The sequence below is a fragment of the Pseudoalteromonas rubra genome, from assembly GCF_001482385.1.
GTDB lineage: Bacteria > Pseudomonadota > Gammaproteobacteria > Enterobacterales > Alteromonadaceae > Pseudoalteromonas > Pseudoalteromonas ardens.
The window spans coordinates 4,398,781-4,419,533 of record NZ_CP013611.1 but is presented as its reverse complement, the minus strand read 5'-3'; the positions used below and the strand labels follow the sequence as shown (position 1 = coordinate 4,419,533).

19 protein-coding genes are annotated in these 20,753 nt (G+C 48.9%); 7 read left to right on the top strand and 12 right to left on the bottom strand.

Annotated elements, in window-relative coordinates:
• The first annotated feature begins 111 nt into the window (after nt 1-111).
• Nucleotides 112-2,163, top strand: coding sequence for a TonB-dependent copper receptor (locus AT705_RS18970; RefSeq protein WP_058797785.1), 2,052 nt, complete (start codon nt 112-114; stop codon nt 2,161-2,163).
• Between the two features lie 42 nt (nt 2,164-2,205).
• On the opposite strand, the gene AT705_RS18965 is transcribed toward AT705_RS18970, so the two are convergent.
• The 12 genes from AT705_RS18965 to ccmA all read right to left on the bottom strand — a co-directional run bounded on the left by AT705_RS18965 (nt 2,206) and on the right by ccmA (nt 11,772).
• On the bottom strand, nt 2,206-2,823 hold the full coding sequence (locus AT705_RS18965; RefSeq protein WP_058797784.1) for a hypothetical protein: 618 nt from the start codon (nt 2,821-2,823) through the stop codon (nt 2,206-2,208).
• Complete coding sequence (locus AT705_RS18960; RefSeq protein WP_058797783.1) at nt 2,820-3,821, bottom strand: hypothetical protein; 1,002 nt, start codon at nt 3,819-3,821, stop codon at nt 2,820-2,822. Before AT705_RS18960 ends, AT705_RS18965 begins: the two co-directional genes overlap by 4 nt.
• A gap of 215 nt (nt 3,822-4,036) precedes the next feature.
• The gene (locus AT705_RS18955; protein WP_058797782.1) at nt 4,037-4,768 is read right to left on the bottom strand and encodes an MlaA family lipoprotein; all 732 of its coding nucleotides are present in this window, start codon (nt 4,766-4,768) and stop codon (nt 4,037-4,039) included.
• A complete protein-coding gene (ccmI, locus tag AT705_RS18950) occupies nt 4,769-6,043 on the bottom strand; it encodes a c-type cytochrome biogenesis protein CcmI (protein WP_420492109.1) in 1,275 nt (424 codons plus the stop codon).
• Nucleotides 6,040-6,513 carry a cytochrome c-type biogenesis protein gene (locus AT705_RS18945; RefSeq protein ID WP_058797781.1) on the bottom strand — a complete coding sequence of 158 codons (474 nt, stop codon included), beginning with the start codon at nt 6,511-6,513 and terminating at the stop codon, nt 6,040-6,042. The genes ccmI and AT705_RS18945 overlap by 4 nt, the downstream gene beginning before the upstream one ends.
• Nucleotides 6,510-7,082, bottom strand: coding sequence for a redoxin family protein (locus tag AT705_RS18940; protein WP_010385726.1), 573 nt, complete (start codon nt 7,080-7,082; stop codon nt 6,510-6,512). The genes AT705_RS18945 and AT705_RS18940 overlap by 4 nt, the downstream gene beginning before the upstream one ends.
• A complete protein-coding gene (locus AT705_RS18935) occupies nt 7,082-9,037 on the bottom strand; it encodes a heme lyase CcmF/NrfE family subunit (protein WP_058797780.1) in 1,956 nt (651 codons plus the stop codon). The genes AT705_RS18940 and AT705_RS18935 overlap by 1 nt, the downstream gene beginning before the upstream one ends.
• 1 nt (nt 9,038) lies before the next feature.
• Nucleotides 9,039-9,518 (bottom strand): cytochrome c maturation protein CcmE, encoded by a 480-nt coding sequence (ccmE, locus tag AT705_RS18930; protein ID WP_058797779.1) that lies wholly within the window; start codon nt 9,516-9,518, stop codon nt 9,039-9,041.
• A complete protein-coding gene (gene ccmD, locus AT705_RS18925; protein WP_010385722.1) occupies nt 9,515-9,721 on the bottom strand; it encodes a heme exporter protein CcmD in 207 nt (68 codons plus the stop codon). Before ccmD ends, ccmE begins: the two co-directional genes overlap by 4 nt.
• A 2-nt stretch (nt 9,722-9,723) precedes the next feature.
• Nucleotides 9,724-10,461 carry a heme ABC transporter permease gene (locus tag AT705_RS18920; RefSeq protein ID WP_058797778.1) on the bottom strand — a complete coding sequence of 246 codons (738 nt, stop codon included), beginning with the start codon at nt 10,459-10,461 and terminating at the stop codon, nt 9,724-9,726.
• A gap of 1 nt (nt 10,462) precedes the next feature.
• A complete protein-coding gene (gene ccmB / locus AT705_RS18915; RefSeq protein WP_010385720.1) occupies nt 10,463-11,149 on the bottom strand; it encodes a heme exporter protein CcmB in 687 nt (228 codons plus the stop codon).
• Entirely contained in the window at nt 11,149-11,772 is a 624-nt protein-coding gene (ccmA, locus tag AT705_RS18910) for a cytochrome c biogenesis heme-transporting ATPase CcmA (protein WP_082669037.1), read from the bottom strand. Before ccmA ends, ccmB begins: the two co-directional genes overlap by 1 nt.
• A gap of 104 nt (nt 11,773-11,876) precedes the next feature.
• Between ccmA and AT705_RS18905 the strand changes: the two genes are divergently transcribed.
• The 6 genes from AT705_RS18905 to AT705_RS18880 all read left to right on the top strand — a co-directional run bounded on the left by AT705_RS18905 (nt 11,877) and on the right by AT705_RS18880 (nt 20,648).
• On the top strand, nt 11,877-14,501 hold the full coding sequence (locus AT705_RS18905; protein WP_058797777.1) for a flagellar hook-length control protein FliK: 2,625 nt from the start codon (nt 11,877-11,879) through the stop codon (nt 14,499-14,501).
• 126 nt (nt 14,502-14,627) lie between these two features.
• Complete coding sequence (locus AT705_RS18900) at nt 14,628-16,589, top strand: amidohydrolase (protein ID WP_058797776.1); 1,962 nt, start codon at nt 14,628-14,630, stop codon at nt 16,587-16,589.
• Between the two features lie 110 nt (nt 16,590-16,699).
• The gene (locus AT705_RS18895) at nt 16,700-16,996 is read left to right on the top strand and encodes an EscU/YscU/HrcU family type III secretion system export apparatus switch protein (protein WP_010385716.1); all 297 of its coding nucleotides are present in this window, start codon (nt 16,700-16,702) and stop codon (nt 16,994-16,996) included.
• A 247-nt stretch (nt 16,997-17,243) separates the two neighbouring features.
• Entirely contained in the window at nt 17,244-17,621 is a 378-nt protein-coding gene (locus AT705_RS18890; protein WP_058797775.1) for a hypothetical protein, read from the top strand.
• A 76-nt stretch (nt 17,622-17,697) separates the two neighbouring features.
• Nucleotides 17,698-18,390, top strand: coding sequence for a hypothetical protein (locus AT705_RS18885; protein ID WP_058797774.1), 693 nt, complete (start codon nt 17,698-17,700; stop codon nt 18,388-18,390).
• A 98-nt stretch (nt 18,391-18,488) separates the two neighbouring features.
• Complete coding sequence (locus tag AT705_RS18880) at nt 18,489-20,648, top strand: hybrid sensor histidine kinase/response regulator transcription factor (protein ID WP_058797773.1); 2,160 nt, start codon at nt 18,489-18,491, stop codon at nt 20,646-20,648.
• Nucleotides 20,649-20,753 lie beyond the last annotated feature (105 nt).

Sequence of the window (20,753 nt, the reverse complement as noted above, 5' to 3'; positions counted from 1 at the left end):
GATATTTTCCCTTATATCTTGCGCAAGTGCGACAATTTGTCACATCCCAACCTTTTGTCTGACAAGTAAAATTCTTCTCAATAACAACGTGAAAACACTTTGGGATGAATCATGACCAGAAACCTCATTTGGCTTGCTGTTACGGCCGCTTTTTCTGCACAGAGCCAGGATGCACAGCACGATACACACACTGACAGTTTAGAGCGCATCGTGGTTATCGCGCCTATGCATAGCCCTTTAGATATCAAAACCGACCCTAAAGCCCCAAGACAACCTTTGCCTGCGCAGGATGGGGCGGACTTGCTATCCAGTATCGCCGGCTTTTCTTTAGTAAAAAAAGGCGGCGCAAGCAGCGACCCTGTTTTTCGCGGGATGGCCGGATCACGTCTTAACATTATTACCGATGGCGGTCAGACGCTTGGCGGCTGCGGCGGGCGTATGGATCCGCCCACGGCCTACATCACACCACAAACCTACGATACTTTAACGGTGATTAAAGGACCTCAAACCGTCCTTTATGGCCCCGGTAACAGCGCCGCCACTGTCATTTTTGAGCGTGAATCAGAACGCCTGAGTGAAGCAGGCTGGCAAGGGTTTGCCAATGCGACCCTGGGCAGTTTTGGTAAGCGTATGGTGAATGCAGACGTGAAAGGAGGCACAGAGGATTACTATGCACGCCTTGCTGCCAGCAAAAGCGATGCCGATGACTATGAGGACGGCGAAGGTCAATCCATTCACTCAGCATATGACAAGTGGAATCTCGACTCCGAGTTTGCCTACACGCCCGATGATGACAGTCTCTATAGCCTGAGTCTGGGTCGCAGTGATGGTGAGGTCGCCTATGCTGATCGCATGATGGATGGCAGCAAGTTTGACCGTAACCACGTTGCACTCAGCGTTGAGCTGGATGAACTGAGCGGGTTTAGCCACGCGCTGGAAGCCAACGTGTATTACAACAACATAGATCACATCATGGATAACCATAGCCTGCGCACATTTACGCCCACTATGATGATGAAAGCCCCGACCTCATCCAATCCCGACCGTCGCACCTGGGGTGGTAAACTGATGCTCACTTCTGCCGTCAATACAAAACACACATTGCGTTACGGGGTTGATCATCAGCAAAACCGCCACCGCATCCGTGTTAGCATGAACCAACCAATGATACCGGTGGAAACACTGCCTCGCCGTGATAATGCTGAGTTTAAACAAACCGGGCTATTTGGCGAGTTTGAATACGCACTCAAGACTGAAGGCCCGAAGCGCAGCCAGTGGGTGAGCGGGCTGCGCATTGATGACTGGTCAGCAACTGACAAGCGCCAGCAACTTGGCTCTATGATGATGCCAATGCCTAATCCAACGGCGGACCAGACACGTGATGACACCTTGTTGAGCGGATTTACACGTTATCAGGTCCAGCATAAAGATATGAGCTATTACATCGGTGCCGGGCACAGTGAACGCTTCCCAGATTACTGGGAGTTAATGGGTGGCGGACGCCGGAGTGTCGATAGCATGAGTGCCTTCTTACTGGAGACGGAGAAAACGAACCAGCTGGATATCGGCTGGATGCTACAAAAATCCGCTATGACTACCTCAGTGTCTTTGTTTTACAACCGCATAGATGATTACCTGCTCACCGATAATCAGTACGAAGTGATGGACAAAACACTGGCGGTGACCCGGAACATTGATGCACAAACTATGGGGCTGGAAATGGAAACCCAGGTTGAGCTCAGTAAACAACTGAATTTCACAACCAGCATCAACTATGTGCGTGGCAGCAATAAAACAGATCATACGGCACTGGCACAGCAGCCTCCCCTGCAGGCACGTTTCGCCATGGATTACACACTGGATAAATGGCAAGTAGGTGGTTTATGGCGTCTCGTAAAAAGCCAGGACCGCGTTGCTATCGGCCAGGGTAACATTGCCGGTCAGGATGTCGGACCCAGCCATGGCTTTGGTACACTGGCACTGAACTTATCCTATAGCCATTCAGATGAACTGTTATTGAGTCTCGGGGTAGATAATGTGCTGGATAAAACCTATGCCGAACATTTGAGTCGCGCAGGCGCTATGGTCAGTGGCTACGCACAAATCGACAAAGTAAATGAGGCCAGCCGCACACTGTGGGCCAACGTTAACTGGCGCTTCTGATTGAGCTAATGGGGCTAGCGGTGCCAGCCCCTTTACCACTACTTATTCAATCGTCAACTCGATAAGCGGTGGCACCGGCTCACCATTTTCATGATCACCAATCAAATATACTTTGCCATCTTTGACAACCAGGTCACTGGGCATAGTCATATCCTCCGGCAGCAGATCATAGACAGACACAATCTCACCACTCAGCGTCAACTTAATCACTTTTGTGAATTGCTCAGATACCATCCACAACGCATCTTCAGAGAAATACAGGCCCATTGCAGTATATTCGTTGAGACTCCCTTCTGTCTCCCCTGTGTAGCTAAGGGGCTGGCGAGATACAAGATTAAACTGACTATCCAGGGTAAATAACCAGTCCTGTTGTGACGCGTCATCGCTATTGGATACCAGGAAATAACGGTCATTGAGTGCGTCGTACGCTAAACCTAAGAACTCAAACGGCGGCTCTCCATCTTCATGCAAGGCTAATGGGTACTCTTGCACCAGCTGATACCCCTGCTCTGACAATGTAAAATGTCCAATCAGATTAGAATCAGCCAACACAAAGATCTCCCCGTCTTTGCTTATTACCGCTTCGGTGCAACCCTGTCCACAGTGTATCGAAGCAAACGCCAGTTCAGTACGGGTCTGGATCTGCAAATCCGCATTCAAAGAGTAGACTTCAGCCTGATCGGTGACGATTTCCCCCCCCCTTGCTGCGTGTACCAAAGTCCGGATGGCTGCTTGATCTCGGCTGGCAACGAGTAACGATTCTGCACCACCAGTTCACCGGTGTCTTCAATCGGTCCGTCTCCCAGCAACTTGTCCCTATCGGCCAGCAATACCAGATTATTCTCTTGTGCATTGGTGGTGATAACAACCCCCTCGCCAGAAAGTACGGTCAAATCAGTCATCTCCACTTGACCAAACCCGATAACATTCCAGCCATCAAGCTGCGTTACCTGCTCTTCTGATACGTCAAACTGCATGACCACTGGCTGTCCGGATTCTGAGGCCAGTATCCAAAGCTGCTGCTCCAGATAAGACACGCCCTGAATAGTCATATTGTCCGACAGCGGGTACAGCAATAGCTGCTCGTCTTCTGGTTTAAATCGGATCACCTGATGGGCATTCGCATCGTAGCCCCAGATATCACTGTTGCCATCACTGTCCAGGCCTAACTCGGTGATTGTTAAGCCCGTTTCTAAACGCCAGGAGGTGGTTTCGTCACTTGTCAGACTGCGCTGGAAGATCTCATTGGTGCCTGTAACATACCACAGCTCGTCTTCATACTGCTCAGTGGCCACAATGTTGTCCAGTGCGGTTATTCTCAGCGCCAGCGGCTGATAAACACGCGGTGAAGCACTGACATCAATGGTACCCACCTCAATGCCTTGCTGAAACGTATGCAGATCCGGACCATTGATGTCCAAACTTGTCAGGTTGATGAGCGGTTGCGCGCCCGGCGCATAATCAAGGTACTCTGAGAGCGGGAAGTCTTCAACCAGCTCACGTTCCGCTTGAGGTGAAGTGAGCGCCAAATCATGCACAACCCGTCCAGGCGCAGGCTGCTCGCCACCTCCGCCCGGAGGCTTGATTTTGTCATCATCGCCACAAGCGCTCAGGTTTAATGCAATACACACGGCCAGAAGTGATTTTAGGTATTTCATGTCATAGTTCCTTGTTGAGTGAAATTACAGCCACTGTAGCGCTGTGATTGTCAACAAAGTGTCTATGACAACCCGGATGGGTTCAGTTTTTGTCTCTCTAAAGAAGGGGTCATATTGAATCAATTTGGTGTATTTCAGACACTCAAAGCCTATGGGGGTTTGGCGACGGTCACAAAAAAAGCCGGTCAGTGGGTGCTGACCGGCTCAATAAATGCTTAGAGGTTTTCGAGGAAGTCCTCATCAAACTCTTCTGGCTCCTCCTCAACAGGCGGGTTACCATCGTGGAGTTCGTAAAGTTGACGCTGCAAATAAACATCTTTAAGGAAGATGTATGGGTCGAGTGACTCGTTAAGCAGCTTTTCCTGTGACATCAGGCTTGCTCTGGCTTCGACTGCCCGCAGTGCAAACACCAAAATGGTCTGTGGCGTAGACAGCGCTATCTCTGGCAACACAACATTGTCGACAATATCACCTGTGAGATTACGCGCTGTTGAAGGCCCATAACCCGGGATCATCAGATAAGCGCCGTCACCGACACCCCAAACACCGAGAGTCTGACCAAAGTCTTCGTCTTTGTGTTCCAGGCCCAGCGATTTAGCGACATCAAACAGGCCGAAAATCCCCACCGTTGTATTCACCAAAAAACGCGCAACATTAATACCCGCATCACCAGGCTTTGCCTGCAGGGCCGCGTTAACTGCGTCCGTAGGCGCTGCCAGGTTAGTAGTAAAGTTCACCAGGCTGCTACGGACCGGCGCAGGCGTAATGGCAATATAGCCTTTTGCAGCCGGGCGCAGGATATAGGCATCCAGTACATCCATATTGAAGTCATACAAGGGTCGGTTGAGCGACTGTAGTGGATCCCGCGGATCTTGTTTTTCTTCGGGGACTTGCGCACACCCGGATAAAATTAGCGCCAAAGCGGCGCCAACGAGTTTTTTATACATTTAGTTTCCTGTGCTGGTTATAACACGACTGATAGTGACCGAAACCTGCTGTGCTTCTGGGGTCATCGTAATGGTCTGAGTCGCGCCTTCAAGCTCACCGCTCTGTAGAGCCACGTTGCCATCCACTGAAATACGCGCCGTAACAATCACTTCTTTAAACCCTGACAGCTTGAGGTTAGGCATCATCGCCATACTATCGTTCAAATTGACACTCAATGGCAAGTTAAAATCTGTAAGTTTGGCCACTGCCAATGGCATAGGTGGACCTTGCGCAGCTTTGGCAAACACAAACAAAGTAGCATTCTCAGGAATTTTATCAGCCAGTTCATTTGCCAGAGAAACCGACACTTGCAGACCGTTTTCAGGCATTGCAGGCTGCGCAACTTGCGCTGTGCTCAGCTTTTCGTTCAAATCCGTAATACGCTGTTTGATCATCGTATAACGTGGATCATCCTGCGTCATCGATGCCAGCAAGACTTCGAACGCCGCTTTAGATTCTTTCCAGTCCTGACGTTCATAAGCGATCAGTGCCAGTAAAGAAATTGCATCAATGTTACGCGGCTCACGTTGCAGTACCTGAGACAACATACCTGCAGCACGGTTCATCGCATTTTCTGACCCTTCAACCAATAACGCCTGAGCATAGCTCACCTTGACATTACTGTTATTCGGTTGCATTTCCAGCGCTTTATCGAATGCCTGCATCGCCATTTCGAAGTCATTAAGCGACATCGCAACACGGCCGAGCAGCATCCAGGCAACAGCATCATCACCGCTGTTGGCCAGTTTAGTACGCAGACCCAAAGCAAACGCCTGAAGTTCATTCGGGCTGAGAGGATCACCAGTTTGCATCACAGCACGCTGGCCGTATTCAGGGAGCATATCAATGGCTTTATACCAATCGGCGATTTGCTTCTGACTGCCGGTAAAAGAATAAAATACCGCGCTGACAACCAACAAAAATGCCACACCCGTGCTTGCCAGTACCAGGTTATTACCCCGCGTATCGAGCGTGCGTTCTGGTGACAGCTCGTTCAGCAAGCGACGTTTCATTTCCAGCACAGATTCATCGTGACTGTTTTGATCAATACGCTGATTGGCCAGCTCGTCCGCCAGCTCCTGCAAACGCTGCTGATAAATATCAATGCGTTCAGCATTTGCATCATGGTCTACCGCAACCAGCTTATCGCGACGAAAAAACGGCATCACCACGAACAGCGCGGCCAGCACAGTCAAGAGCGCAAACAACCCCCACATTTGCATCATGTCATTCATGAAGTACGCTCCTTACGCTGGCTTTGTTTGATAAGCTCTGCTAGCTTTTGCTCATCTTCGGGGCTCCAGCTTTGTTTACGTGCTGCTTTTTTCTGTCTGAATACAATAAAACCAAAACCCAGCACCAGGATCACCACAGGCATGACCCACAGTACAATCGTGGCAGGTGTAACGGGTGGCTGGTAATGAACAAAATAGCCATAACGATCGATCATAAAATCAATCACTTCTTGCTTAGATTTACCCTCACGAACCATGTCCAGTACCCGGTCACGTAAGTCTTTCGCGACCACCGCGTCAGAATCAGCTATATTCTGGTTCTGACATTTTGGACATCTGAGTTCCTGCACCAACTCTTTAAAAGTTTGCTCTCTTTCCGCATTTTTGAACTGGTACTTATCTTCAACAGCATTAGCACTGAGCGACCACAGGCCAGCCAGTAATGCCAATGCCAGCATTAGTTTTTTCATGGTTGCAACTCCTGAATTGCCGGAGCAAATTTGCTGCGCCATACCCGAGGATTAATATCGCCAGTGTGGTGCAAAATGATCTTACCGTTTTTATCTACCAGGAAAGTTTCCGGTGCGCCGGAAACCCCCAAATCCAGCGCTAAAGTACGCTCCAAATCAAGAATATTAAACTGGTATGGATCCCCTGCACGCGCCAGCATTTGCTGGACATCGGTACGCAGGTAATTGATATCAAACTGATCGCCAAAATCAGGGTCATAGGCTTGCTCGTAGTATAAGCCTATGATCCGCACGCCCTGCTCGCGCAACTCGGTAAGGTAACCAAGCTCTGCAATACAGGTTGGGCACCAGGTGCCCCATACGTTCAGCAGATAAACTTCACCCAGCAGGTCCTGATCTGTCCAGCGCTTTTGTTCGTCCATCAAATCTGGCAACTCAAACGCTGGCATAGTCTGGCCAAGTCGGCCAGTTTGTAGCTCTCTTGGGTTACCAAATAAGCCCTGATATAAGAACACGCACAACAACACAAAAATCAGCAGTGGCACCAGGCCTAAAAACTTTTTGTTCATTATCCATGCTCCACAGAGGTTTGCTTGCGACGACGATAGCGCTTGTCGGCCAGAACAATGAAACCAGCCAGGGAGATTAGGATACCGCCCAGCCACATCCAGCGAACATAAGGCTTGTGATAGATGCGCAGTGACCAGGCACCATTGCCCATAGATTCGCCCAGCGCCAGATACAGATCACGGTAGAAACCATCGTCAATCGCAGCTTCAGTCATAAATTGCATGCCCACATCATACAAACGCTTTTCTGCATGCAGCAAGGTCACGTACTCACCGTCCTTAAATACGGTGACTTCGCCAGCATGGCCGCCATAGTTAGGGCCACGGATCTCGTTCACGCCTTCAAAGCGATACTCATAGTCATTGAGCGTTGCGGTTTCACCTTTTTTCATTACGACTGAACGCTCTACTGAATACGCAGAGGTCAGAGTCACACTGGCAATCACAAACGCAATACCTACATGACCCAGCACCATCGCCCAATAGCTCATGCCTAGGCGCTTCAGACCCTGTGCTGTGCTTGGGTGAACACTGACTTTTTCTACCAGGTCGACGACCGTGGCGATACAGATCCACACCGCCAGTGCCGTAGCCAGATAAGTCAGCGTGCTTATTTCATCAAAACTGGAGAACAACCAGGCACTGGTGATCACTATGGTCGCAACCAAAATGCCCACCCCCTTTTTAGCCAAAGGTGGCAACTTATTTTGTTTCCAACGCAGCATAGGCGCCATGCCCATTAAGATGGCAAACGGCACGATCAAAATCGCAAACATCTGATTAAAGAACGGCACACCAATGGAGATTGTTCCCAGCCCCAGTTCTTTATGGATCATAGGTAATAACGTACCCAGTAATACAATCAATGTTGCCACAACCAAGAAGATATTATTCACCCACAACCCGACTTCGCGTGATACCAGCTTATAACGACCTTCGCTGTAAACCTGGCTGACACGCAGCCCGTACAGTGCCAAACTGCCGCCAACCACTAAAGCGAGGAAAGATAAAATAAACAATCCACGATCCGGGTCTGTCGCAAAAGCGTGTACAGAGACAATAATGCCGGAACGAACGATAAAGGTACCTAGCAGACACAAGCTAAAGGCCGCGATGGCTAACAAAACAGTCCAGGACTTAAATACGCCTCGCTTCTCCGTTATAGCCAGAGAGTGTAATAACGCGGTTGCAACCAACCAGGGCATTAAAGAAGCATTTTCAACCGGATCCCAGAACCACCAGCCGCCCCAGCCTAGCTCTGCATAAGCCCACCAGCTTCCGATGGTAATACCCAGGGTTAAGAAACCCCATGCTGCCATTGTCCAGGGACGCGACCATTTCGCCCAGGTATTGTCTAACTTACCTGTCAAAAGGGCTGCGATAGCAAAAGAGAAAGACACAGATAATCCCACATAGCCCATATAGAGCAGAGGTGGGTGAATGATCATCCCAGGGTCTTGCAACAGAGGATTGAGGTCACGGCCTTCAACCGGATAATAAGGTAATAGTCGCTCAAACGGGCTCGACATCCACAAGGTGTAGAGCATAAAGCCAACCCCCAGAAAACCCAGCACGCCCAGTACGCGCGCGCGCAGCACCCAAGGCAAGGACTTAGACATCATAGCAACTAGTGCCGTCCAGCTAGCCTGCATCACCAACCACAACAGGATAGCGCCTTCATGGCCTCCCCAGGTCGAAGTGACTTTATAGTACCAAGGCAGCGTGCTGGAAGAATGATGCGCCACATAAGCAACGGTAAAGTCATCAGTCAATGTGATGTAAATCAGTACACCAAAAGAGAACAACACCAGCAAGCACTGACCCACAGCCAGCGAAGGGGCTGTGCGCATCAGGCGCAAGTTGCCGGTATAAGCCCCCCAGAGAGGAAAAATACACAACAGCAGGCTCAAGCCCATAGCCAGAACCAATGAAAAATAACCTATCTCAGGGATCATATTAGTTCTCGCTGCTTAAGTTATACTTAGGTTTCTCATGCTTGATCCCCTTCACTGCCTCAGCGATTTCAGCTGGCATATACTCTTCATCGTGTTTTGCCAACACTTCAAATGCTTCAATGACGTTAGGTTCAACCAATGTCCCCTGCGCAACGATCCCCTGACCTTCACGGAACAAGTCAGGTAAGATACCGTGGTATTTAATGGTTACCATAGGACCGGTATCGATGAGCTTGAAGGTCACATCCAGAGACGTTTCAACTCGAGCCACACTGCCCGGCACAACCATACCTCCGATGCGCAGTTTTTGTCCGATATAAGGCAACTCTTTCTCTGGCCCTTTACCTTCAATTAGCTCACTGGGCGTATAGAAAAGATTGATGTTTTCCTGCAACGCATACAGGGTCAGACCTACGGCAGAGCCGATCCCGAAGATCACGGCTACAACGGCAAACAGGCGTTTTTTACGTCTTGGGTTCATGCTTTTACCTCCTCTTCGCGGGCCTGCTTGATGCGCGCTTCACGCTTAATTTGTGCTGCTACTTCACGCTTAATGCGCTTGGCATCGTTTAGTGACGCCCACACCAATCCCAGCAGGATAAAGGCACAACTGCCAAAAGACAGCCACACATAAAAGGCGTAACCACCCATATGAAAAAAGTCACTCAAAGATTCAAACTGCATACTTAACCTCGACTAACCAGCTGACGCACCCAGGGGCGGTGCTTCTCGACCTGAAGGATCTCATTTTTAAGGCGTACCAGTGACAGCGCGCCAACAAATGCAGCAAATCCTAAAATATTGATAAGTAACGGCCATAACATAGACGGATCGATGGCTGACGTATCAAACTTGGTAATGGTTGAACCCTGATGCAAGGTGTTCCACCACTCAACAGAAAAATGAATAATTGGCAGGTTAATCACACCGACAATGGCAAGAATACAGGCCGCTCTGCCGCCAGATTTCTTGTCTTCGAAAGCGTGATATAGAGACAACACCCCAAAGTATAAAAACAGCAGGATTAACTCAGAGGTCAAACGTGCATCCCATACCCACCAGGCACCCCACATAGGTTTACCCCAGGCAGCACCGGTGATAAGTGCAATGGCGGTCATAGCTGCACCAACTGGCGCAATCGCAACCACAGCGAGTTCGGCATTACGGATCTGCCACACCAGGGCAACGATCGCAGCAATGGCCATAGAAGAATACGCACCCATAGACAAAATGGCCGAAGGCACGTGAATAAAGATAATGCGATAGCTGTCCTTTTGCTGATAATCTGCCGGGGCAAATGCCAGGCCCCAGATCCATCCGACGGCGATACACACCGCCGTTACGGTAACAAAGTACGGAAGCAAAGTGTTACACAATTGGTAAGCACGCTCCGCTTTGGCATAGGGATGTAACCACTTCCACATTTTAACTTACACTCACTCTTAAAGCTGACGATATAGCAATTGGCGCCGTGACAATGGCAACGGCCAGCATGGCACCAAGGATCGCAAGTTGTCCGCCATAGGCGACCGACATACTGGCGGTATCAATGGCAGAGGTTGCGAAAATCAGAACCGGGATATACAAAGGTAAAACAAGCAGACTCATCAGAATGCCCCCTTTTTGCAAACCCACGGTTAACGCGGCGCCAATGGCACCAATAAAACTTAATAAAGGCGTTCCAATCAACAAAGTCAGAATGGTTGCGCCCAGCGCCTGGCTGTCGAGATTCATCAACAGCGCAAACAAAGGTGCCATCAGCACCATAGGCAATCCGGTGATGGTCCAGTGTGCGGCTACTTTGGCCAGCACAGACAAAGACAAAGGATATGGTGAAGCAATCATTTGCTCCAGCGATCCATCGGCATAATCATCGCGAAATAACTTGTCCAAACCCAACATGGTAGACAGTAACGCGGCTACCCAAATGATACCTGCAGCCATGCGACCCAGCAAGGCCGGTTCGGGCCCAATTGCCAACGGAAATAACGAAATGACTATCAGAAAAAACAGAAGAGGGTTAACGATTTCGGCGCGTTGACGGAACGCCAAAGTCACGTCTTTACGATAAACAGCGACAAATAAATGCCAATAAGAATGCTCAACCTTCATTAATGGCGGTACTCCAGAGCCAGGGTTTTCAGGGAGCTGAACTGAGTTGTCAGATCCTGGTGGGTCGTCAGTAAAATGGCGCCGCCATTTGTAAGATGTGATTCAAACTGCCGTTGCAGCAGTGCTACGCCTTTCTTATCGAGTGCTGTGAAGGGCTCATCAAGGATCCACAAGCGGGCCTTATTCAGCCAAAGCCTGACCAGCGCAACCCGGCGTTGCTGTCCCGCCGAAAGGGTTCGTACCGGCACATCCTCTAACCCCACCAGTCCAAGCTGACCTAATAAGGGGTAGACTTCCTCTTCGCCGGCCCCGTAGCCATGTACCTGCAACCAATATTGTACGTTTTCGTAAGCCGTCAATTGCTGATTCACCCCGGTTTTGTGACCGACAAACAGCAAGGACTCTGCAAAGGTGTCGTAATCCCGACAGATATCCTGGCCTTCAAAACAGATTTGACCTTCGTCGGCTCGGGCGAAACCCGCAATGATACGTAATAAAGACGTTTTACCTGCACCATTTGGGCCTTCAACTTGCATGATTTGACCCGCCTGAAGCGAAAAACTCAATGACTCAAACAAACAGCGGTCCTGTTTAACACACGTGACGGACTTTATCTCTAGCAAGGCGCGACTCTCTGACGCTAAAAAATTGGGCGTTAGTCTATCATAGTGGTAGGGTAATACGAATAATTGGATGCGACCGATCAACGAAAATTTGATTTAAAATAATGAATAAGCCGACGATTTCTATTCAAAACAATGCAAATTTAGCTACTTCACAGCTTAATGAGCGCGGATCATCAGCAAACCCCACCCTGGCAGCTGAGCAAACCTTCAATGCGCGCAACCTGGTGATAAAACCCGACAGCATTCAGATGGAAGTCACCATAGATGGTCGCTGGCAAGGCGTGCGGCTGGCCAGCCAGAGTCAATTACAGCAGCCACTTAAACTCCCTGAAGCCGAGATAAAACTCAGCGCTGACGGCACCTTACTGACAGTCAGCACCCCGGAATTAAAGCTGCAAATAAAACCCGCGCAAACATTGCTGAGCCTGTTAAGTTTGATCAAAGGGCTTGGCGGCCAAAGCGCCTTACAGCTCGACGCTCAGCTCAAAGGTGGCAATCAGGCGACTTTAATGCTGGACAAAATTGGTCTGGCGTTACCCTTACCCCCGGCTCTTGCTGACTTACTCAAACAGGAGAATAAACTCGTCGCAAATCTGAGTACCCGGCAGAATACCCTGCTGCTACAGATTTTTAATGCCTTTGGTGATGAGCTGATGAAAGCCCCTGTAAGTAAACACAAACTAACTTCTTTACTTGCCCAACTCGGTAACCAGGAACAGCCCAAGATTAAGCTAGGTCGCAACAGTGCCACACTACAACTTGCCAACCAGCAGGTTGAAGTAAAACCCCCCCACTCAGAGAGTGGACTGAAACTTAATAGCTGGTTTAACGCCCAGTTAAAAGCACAACCTGACGGGTTGCAAATCGGTGTTTCTAAGCAGTCGACACAGGTTAAGCTGAGCACACCGCTGCAACAGGCATTACCCAACCTGGCCACACACCGTTTTGCCGCTGAACTAGAGCAGGCAACCAGTTCAGCGACGGGGTCCAAATCGACACTAAAATACGACAAACCTTTGCTCAATGTATCGATGGCAGACATAAAACAGACGGTTAAACAAGCCATAGGTCAATGGCTGTCACGGCCCTTTTTCAATGCAACGTCCGCTCACTCAGCTAAAAGCGCACCTCAAACACCAGGCACCACGCAAGGGCCACAAGCAACACTCCAATCACCCAGCGCCGCCTTACCGCAGATAGCCGCGAATAATACCGCCCTGGTTCTGAAAAGTATGACGCCGCTACACAGTCAGCCTTTATTACAGCTGCTTGACAACGTAGAGCAAGCATTTACTAACATAACAAAGGCAAACGATACTAAAAACAGCTTGCCTCCACCCTCTGCTACAACTAAAAACAGTCCAGCTGCTGAACGCGGCGCGACGCCGACACCGGCAGCAACAACGAGCCCTCAAAGCAAGTCAGCTCAAGCAACACCGCAAACGTCTATGACATTAAGCAACACGGCCCCTGCCACAGAGGCCAAAAGCCCGCAAACCACTGGTTCCTCTGCAAATGACAAACCGGTGATTACCCCCCCTCCTGCGGCATCAGCGTCAAGCGCCTTTACCCAACGTCTGGCGCTGCTACAGCAGGTATTTTCAGCTGTCGTGCCTCAACAGTCTAAACCCTACAACGCCCAGCAGATAATCAGTCCACAAGTGCAGCAAGCCATGGCTTTAACTGGAAGTGCAACCGCAAAGCCTGTTACAGCTGAGATACCGGGCAAACCCATTGACCAGCAGATGAGCCAGACGAAAGCAGAACAACTGGCCATAACAAAACCCAGCTTATCTTTGCCTATTGCCCAGATCCTTAGTAAAACCTTACGCCAGGCTGAGGCAGCCCCGAATCAATCGGGCCCACCGCTGCAACAGCAGCTCAGTGAAACCCTGTCAGCAACCCAGCAATTTCGCAACCCACAGTCTGCTGACCTGATGCGTCTGGTCCATCAGGCCTTCAGTAAGATGATGGACGAAACGCGACATTCACCAGAGCAAGTGAGTCATGAGCTGTTTGCCCGGCTTCCCGCTTTGGCCAGCCAGCTTCAACCTGCCCTGCCCAATAGCAGTTTTGCACAAGCGTTGGACAAACTCATAGTGACCTTATTGGGCACCCAACTTGCAGCCAAAACTCAGACTGTGATGCCGCAAGCCAGCATAGAGCAACAGGTTGCCGCACTGGTTGAAACGCTACAACCCGGCACTAAACTCTCTGCACCCAATCAGTTTATTCAGGCGGTAACACATCAGGCACAATCCAGTCTGATGGACGACCTGGCGCTGCTGCAAAACAACCTGGCTACGAATGCCAGCCCAACGCCGTTGGCACAAAAATTTGACAGCGAGAGCCAGCTGCTGATCAACTTGTTTATGCCGCTCAAATTGCCACAGGAATGCCGCCAAAGTGAACTACAGATTGGAAAATACAAGAAACCGGCCATAGCCAATATGCCGGAAAAACAAGTCTGGTTTGTACGACTCAACTTTGATTATGCTAAGCTCGGCCAGTTAAGCGTTCAGGCTGAGTTGATGGACAAAGCCGTTGACTGCGAGATAGTGGGTGACAGCCCCTCGGTCTGCCAGCTGGCACAACCGCACCTGGACGCGCTGCGCAGTAAACTGGCGGCACATGGTCTTCAGGTTGGTGAAATCGAATTACGCGAAGATGCTTCGCAGGTAAAGCGCTTTTACGACAGCCATGCCATCGTCAGTATTCAGGTGTAACTCAATTTTTACTAGCCGGGATCATAAAGAAAATCGACCAGCTTTCACTTTTGCTTAGATGTTCTACGTTTATAGCGCAAGCATCCACTTGCCTAACACTACATCACATATGCAAAGGAGAACGCTATGTCTTCACATCATCCGCACCTTGGTTGTGCCTGTTGTAATTACCAGCTGTTTGGTCACGCAGTACAAGGGGATAGCAGCCAATCAGATAAAGGGGTTTTCAACCTCGATAAATTGCTGATTGCAGCAGAGCACTATATCGATGATTACATTGCCAACCAGTTTGTCAGGCCACCCCAGCAACACAAGATTTTTTACGGCGGTACCATTCGGACACTTGAAAACGGCGATGTAACTAAGACAGTTGAAGCAATAGTCATCAAACATGGCCAGATAGTCCACACGGGCAGTCGGGCTCAATGCCAAAGCCTTTACCCGGACGCGGATCCGGAGGATTTACAAGGGGCTTGCCTGCTGCCAGGAATGATAGAGCCCCATGTACACCTGACACCCACAGCCTCTTTTAACGCCTGGGTGCAACTGGCACCATTTAGAAAAGGAGTTGAAAGTGGCGGTGATGGTGACGATCAGTATCTCATAGGCAGGGGCTACAACAAACAGTCGGTATGCACTACTTTGATTGAAGCTGCCCGGGAGTTACCAAAAAACCGTAAATGGCTGTTAGCTTTTGGCGTCGATCCCAGTCAATTTAACCCCATTACGACAACCTCCGCTGACGGAACCGTAAGTCCAACTCCCTGGCAAGACTTAACAAAAGATGACCTGGATAAAATCAATGATCAGGCTGACAGAAAAGACCTGTGCATTTTTATTATGAATGCATCCGGTCACGTTGCTTACGTCAATACCAATGCGCTGAATGCAACCAAACAACCTGCGACTGGAAACGGTATATTACTTGAATCTGATGAGATTGGTCCGGTCATTAAAGTCGCTCTGGAGCAGTACTTTTTGGAGCACCCTAAAGGGATTACGGACCTATTCGGTAACCTGCAAAAGATCTTTAAACTCGCGTTATCACGGGGTGTAACCCTAATGTGGGATGCCGCGCTCGGGGCGTCTTTAAAAGATGCTGAACTGGAGATATTGAGTAAGATGGCCTCCAGTGGCCTTGCCGGGTTAAGGCTGGGAGGCGCATTGTTTTACACCTGTCCCGATCAATGGACTAAGATCACTCCAACCAAGCCGGCCCATTACCATACCGACTGGTTCAATATTGCCAATGCAAAAATCGTCAGTGACGGCTCTAATCAGGGTCTGACCGGGTATCAGCTGACCAAGTATCAATTCCCGGACAGCAATATCAATAACACATACCCCAATGGGGTATGGAATTTCAACCCGCCGACGGGTGAAGCGGATCATGAAGTAGAATCTCCGTTCAGGGTCCTTGTGACCGAATTGGTCGAGCGAGGCTGGCCGTTGATGATCCACGCCAATGGAACGCATGCCATAGATAACACCATCCTGGCTTATCGTGATGTACTCAACAACCAGGAAAAAGCAGGCCTCGAAAAACGCCACCGCATCGAGCACGCTTCTATACTAAGTGACCAAAACTTAGCTGATATGGACTACCTTGGGCTGTCACCGAGCTTCTTGATCGGACATGTCGGTTACTGGGGTTATACTTTCAAGCATAAAGTGTTTCCTGAGCAGCCTGTGGTTGAACACCTTGATCGTACAGCCTCCGCAAGCCAGCACGCACTTCGCTATACCCTACACAGTGACCATTTTGTCTCCCCTATTGGACCACTGCGTATGATGGAGCAGGCAGTAACCCGTATGATGGAAGACGCCCCGGAAGAGGCCTATAGAAATGGTCACCCACCGATCCTCAATGAGCAGGAGTGTGCAACTATGGCGCAGGCTCTACGTGCTGCAACCTATGATGCCGCCTGGCAATGTCATATGGATCACATGATTGGGGAGCTGGTCGTGGGTAAACAAGCCGACCTGACAATACTTGATGAAGATCCCTTAACTCGTCCCGCCGAAGGGCTGAGGGATGTGCCAATTCATCAAACCTGGGTGAATGGCCGACTGTGTTATCAGCGCTAAGTTGTTTGCCCTTATCCGGCAGTTTATCCGGGTAAGGGCTTGTAAACTAATGGCCTCCCCGCGTGTTACATGCTACTTTGATAAAAGTGATGTGTATGTAGTTGAACCTTATGGAACAAAAAACCGCCATTGGCTTATTATATGAAGCAGGTAAGTCACCTGAAGTCGTCTGTAAGGGCTTTGGCGAACTGGCTGAAGAGATCATTGCACTCGCCAAAGAAAAAGACATCATGATCCACGAAGATGCCACGCTCGTTCAGACGCTCAGTCAGCTCGACCTACACGAAGAAATCCCCAAAGAACTGTATTATGTGATTGCAGAGCTCATCGCTTTTTCCTACGTTTTGCGTGGTAAATTTCCCCCTGGCTGGAAACATTTTCAGGGCAAATTGAATATCAAAGCCTGAGCATGCCATTGTCAAACACCATATATCAAAATTCTAGCATCTTGCTCGCGTCTCTAGGCCGTCTACACCGCATATAAATAGACGACATTTCATTTAATATCCTGACATATATCGTAATTTTTCTTATTCTGGCGTGTCACTGACTGAGTTTGTCGGTCAATTGAATGCGCCTTCTACCCGGCTTTTATAATCTTGCTTCGTCCCACAGGGCATATCACGTAAAGCAAAAACGGTAGAGGAAAATACCATGTCACATATCAAACTATTCATGAATACGGCGCTGGTGATTGGCGCTTTGGGTACTCTGGCAACTTCAGCTCCGGCAGAAGCAAAGCGCTTCAGAGTGAAAAATTGTACAACTATTGAGTGGGTGCAAGTGGCCTCTTATAACGGCTCAGACAGCTCGATGTTTTCACCTCACAGCAAAAAGCAAGTTAAGTCAGGAGAAACTGCACAGCTAAAATGTGACTCGAACCGCTGTCGCTTTGATGTACAGGATACTCGCTTTAGCTATCGTAAAGGTAAGATTGGCAAACGAAAATGGTTAAAGCTGGACATTACCCGACATGGTAATATGCAAAACTATTACTACGTCTCTGTGAGTAAAAACGAGCCACAGTGCTAATAGCTAACCACACAGGGCAGACTCTTCAATGTGCTTCCCTGTGTCACTCAACCGAAAACAACTCAAAGTATTCCTGATGAGCAAAGTTGCATTTATCGCCGTAGTTAGTCTGGTTATTCATGGACTAATAGCACTCAACTGGGTAACGCCCGCTACGCAACCGATTACACCAAATAATCATACTTGCCATAGTGTTGCCCTTGCGCCCATTGACAATCATGTTGTTCAACACCCTATGCCAACGGACAAAAACAACATTATTGAGCAATCCAACGTCGTGGTTGGTCCACAAACAGCGCAACTCGCTTCAGTTCCCTCTGCTCATCTGATCAGTCAGTCGCTCACAGATCTGAAAGATGAGCTGAATAAACGCTTCGCCTATACAGAGCAGCCACTTGATTTACTGACCTTAACCGAACAGGCGTTACTCTTAAAACAACCAAAGGTGCTTATGGCGCATACGAATAAGATTCTGAACCAAGCACAAGTACTTGATGCCCAGCTCCAAGAAGACTTGCTGATCTCATTGGAAAATATACTTCAACCTGAACATCTTGATGCGCTCATACCTTATCTGACATCACAACACGAAGATGTGCAGGAAGAAGCATTAGTAAGGTTACTGGAAATCAAAGATGCACCTCAGATTGAACAGCACCTGAGTTACCTGGCCAATTATGGGTTAACCCTTTGGGTGAGAGAAGAAGCCGACAAACAGCTCAATATGCTGCATACTCGTTTACCTGTGGAAGCCTTACCAACAGATTGACCGGGCTTCTTTGCCTGCACTCCATTTTTGTTACACACTTTTGCGCTATGTTATTCTAGGTTACTTTTTTAATGACTGAATTTCATCGCTGAGACACTATGGACGCTGCACAAAACCCCTTCATCACCGACAGCAATACCCGCATGCATACCATAATCAACGCGGTGGGTATACTGGGTCTGGTTGTACATGCCTTACTGATAGTCGATTTCATTATTCTGGCGATCCCCGAGCTGGTCGTGCTGGAAGTGTGCAGCACCTTTACCTGGTATGTTGCACTACGATTAAATCGCACGAATAATACGTCAGGTGCCGTATTACTGATGGTAGGCGAGGTACTTGTTCACTCCACAATCGTGGTCCTGTATCTAGGTTTAGCACCCGGATTTCAACATTATTTATGGGCCGCAGTCCCCTTCATCCTGTTTTATCGGAAAATTCCATTATGGGGGATCGTCACCTGCACGGTGTCTTGCATGGGGCTATTTGTTGCGTTTTACTTGTTTGCTCAGGACATTGAGTATACGTATGCCTATTCAGAACTGCTGCCCTATATTCATGTATCCAATCTGATCATTGCGTTTATGGCACTGGGCCTCACCTGCTTTCATTTTTACAATGCCACCATGGAAGCAGAGCAAGAAATTGCGAAGATGGCAGCAGAGAAAGTACAGCTGACCGAAGAAGCACTTGCAAAGAAAAACACTTTTTTCGCCAACGTTTCTCATGAGTTCAGAACCCCGCTGACGCTTATAACTGGCCCCCTTGAATCCATCATCACAAGCACTGAGACACCGGATAAGGCATCACTGACAAGAATCCTGAGCAACGCAAAGCGCCTGCAAAGATTGGTAGAACAAACCTTAGAGCTGACCAAATCTGATTTCATCCTGCCTGAGGATAAGCATACACTGGCGTTAGACAGTATCGCAGAACAAATAACTACTGCTTTTATCGCCCTGGCGAAAGAAGAGAAGATAGACATTCAGTGCCATACGCACAGCGGCTGCCTGGTTGATATACCTATACAAAATGCTGAAGCCATTCTCTGTAATTTGATATCTAATGCAATTAAATATTCAAAACCTGACAGCGAAATACAGATCAGGTGTGAACAGGTCGACAATACCGTGCAGCTTAGCGTCAGCGACGCCGGCATTGGCATAGCGCCACATGATCAACACCGTATTTTTGAACGCTTTGTGCGCCTCGACACAGATATGGCTAACACAGTTGCGGGCACAGGTATTGGCCTTGCCCTCGTCAAAGATCTGGTGCAGCGCGCACATGGTCACATCACAGTGTGTAGCGATGGTGTTTCGGGCACGCAGTTCACCGTTACCTTCCCACTGAGCAACAACACGTCCAATACAGATTATCCTTTGCAAATAAGCGATGTGGTTACTCTGGAGCAATCTAATCTGCAACATCAAATCACACCCAGTGTGCCGCAATGCCCCGATGAAGGCACACAACATCAGCCCAGCATACTGATTGTCGAGGACAATCCTGATATGCGTGCTTACATAGCGGATTGCCTGCACGGTACATATCAGGTGTTGTTTGCCAGTGAGGGAGAAAGCGGTTTCGCCCTGGCAAAAACACATGTGCCCGATCTCATCTTAACTGATCTAATGATGCCAAATTTAGATGGATTTCAGTTAGCACAAAAACTGCGTGAAGAGCTCACAACCTGCCATATCCCTATACTCATGCTCACAGCAAAGGGTGACGATGACAGTCAGACGCTGGCCTGGAAAATGGACATTGATGCATTTATGGGTAAGCCTTTTAACGCAGAGCGATTGTTAACCCGGATCCATAACCTGCTCAACATACGCAGCCTAATCAGTCAAAGAGTGGGCGAACAACTCAACGCCCTAGCCGCCAACATAACGCATCGTGAAAGATACGCCGGGATCAGTAGCAAAGATGCTCAGTTTATCGACCAACTGGAACACTGGATGGCAGCACATTTTGCAGAGCAAAGCTTAACGATCAAATCACTTTTGCCCACGGTTGCCATGAGTGAACGACAACTACAAAGAAAGTTCAAGGCCCTGTTAGGGCAGACTTTTTCTGAGTACGTCAAAAAGTTCAGGCTCAATAGAGGCGCACAAATGCTGGCAAATGGTATGAGTGTGACTCAAGTTGCCTTTGATTGCGGCTTTTCATCGCAAAGCTACTTTAGCCTGTGTTTTAAAGCGCAATATGGCGTTGCGCCTAGTCAGTTTCATCTGCAATCCGAGCGCCCTTAAGCGCTTTGATGTACATCCTTAATATATGAGCCCGGTTTAACCCAGCAAGGAGCCGTCCTGATACCGGGCTCTCCTTAACCAGATCAATAAACTTACGTACCTTAA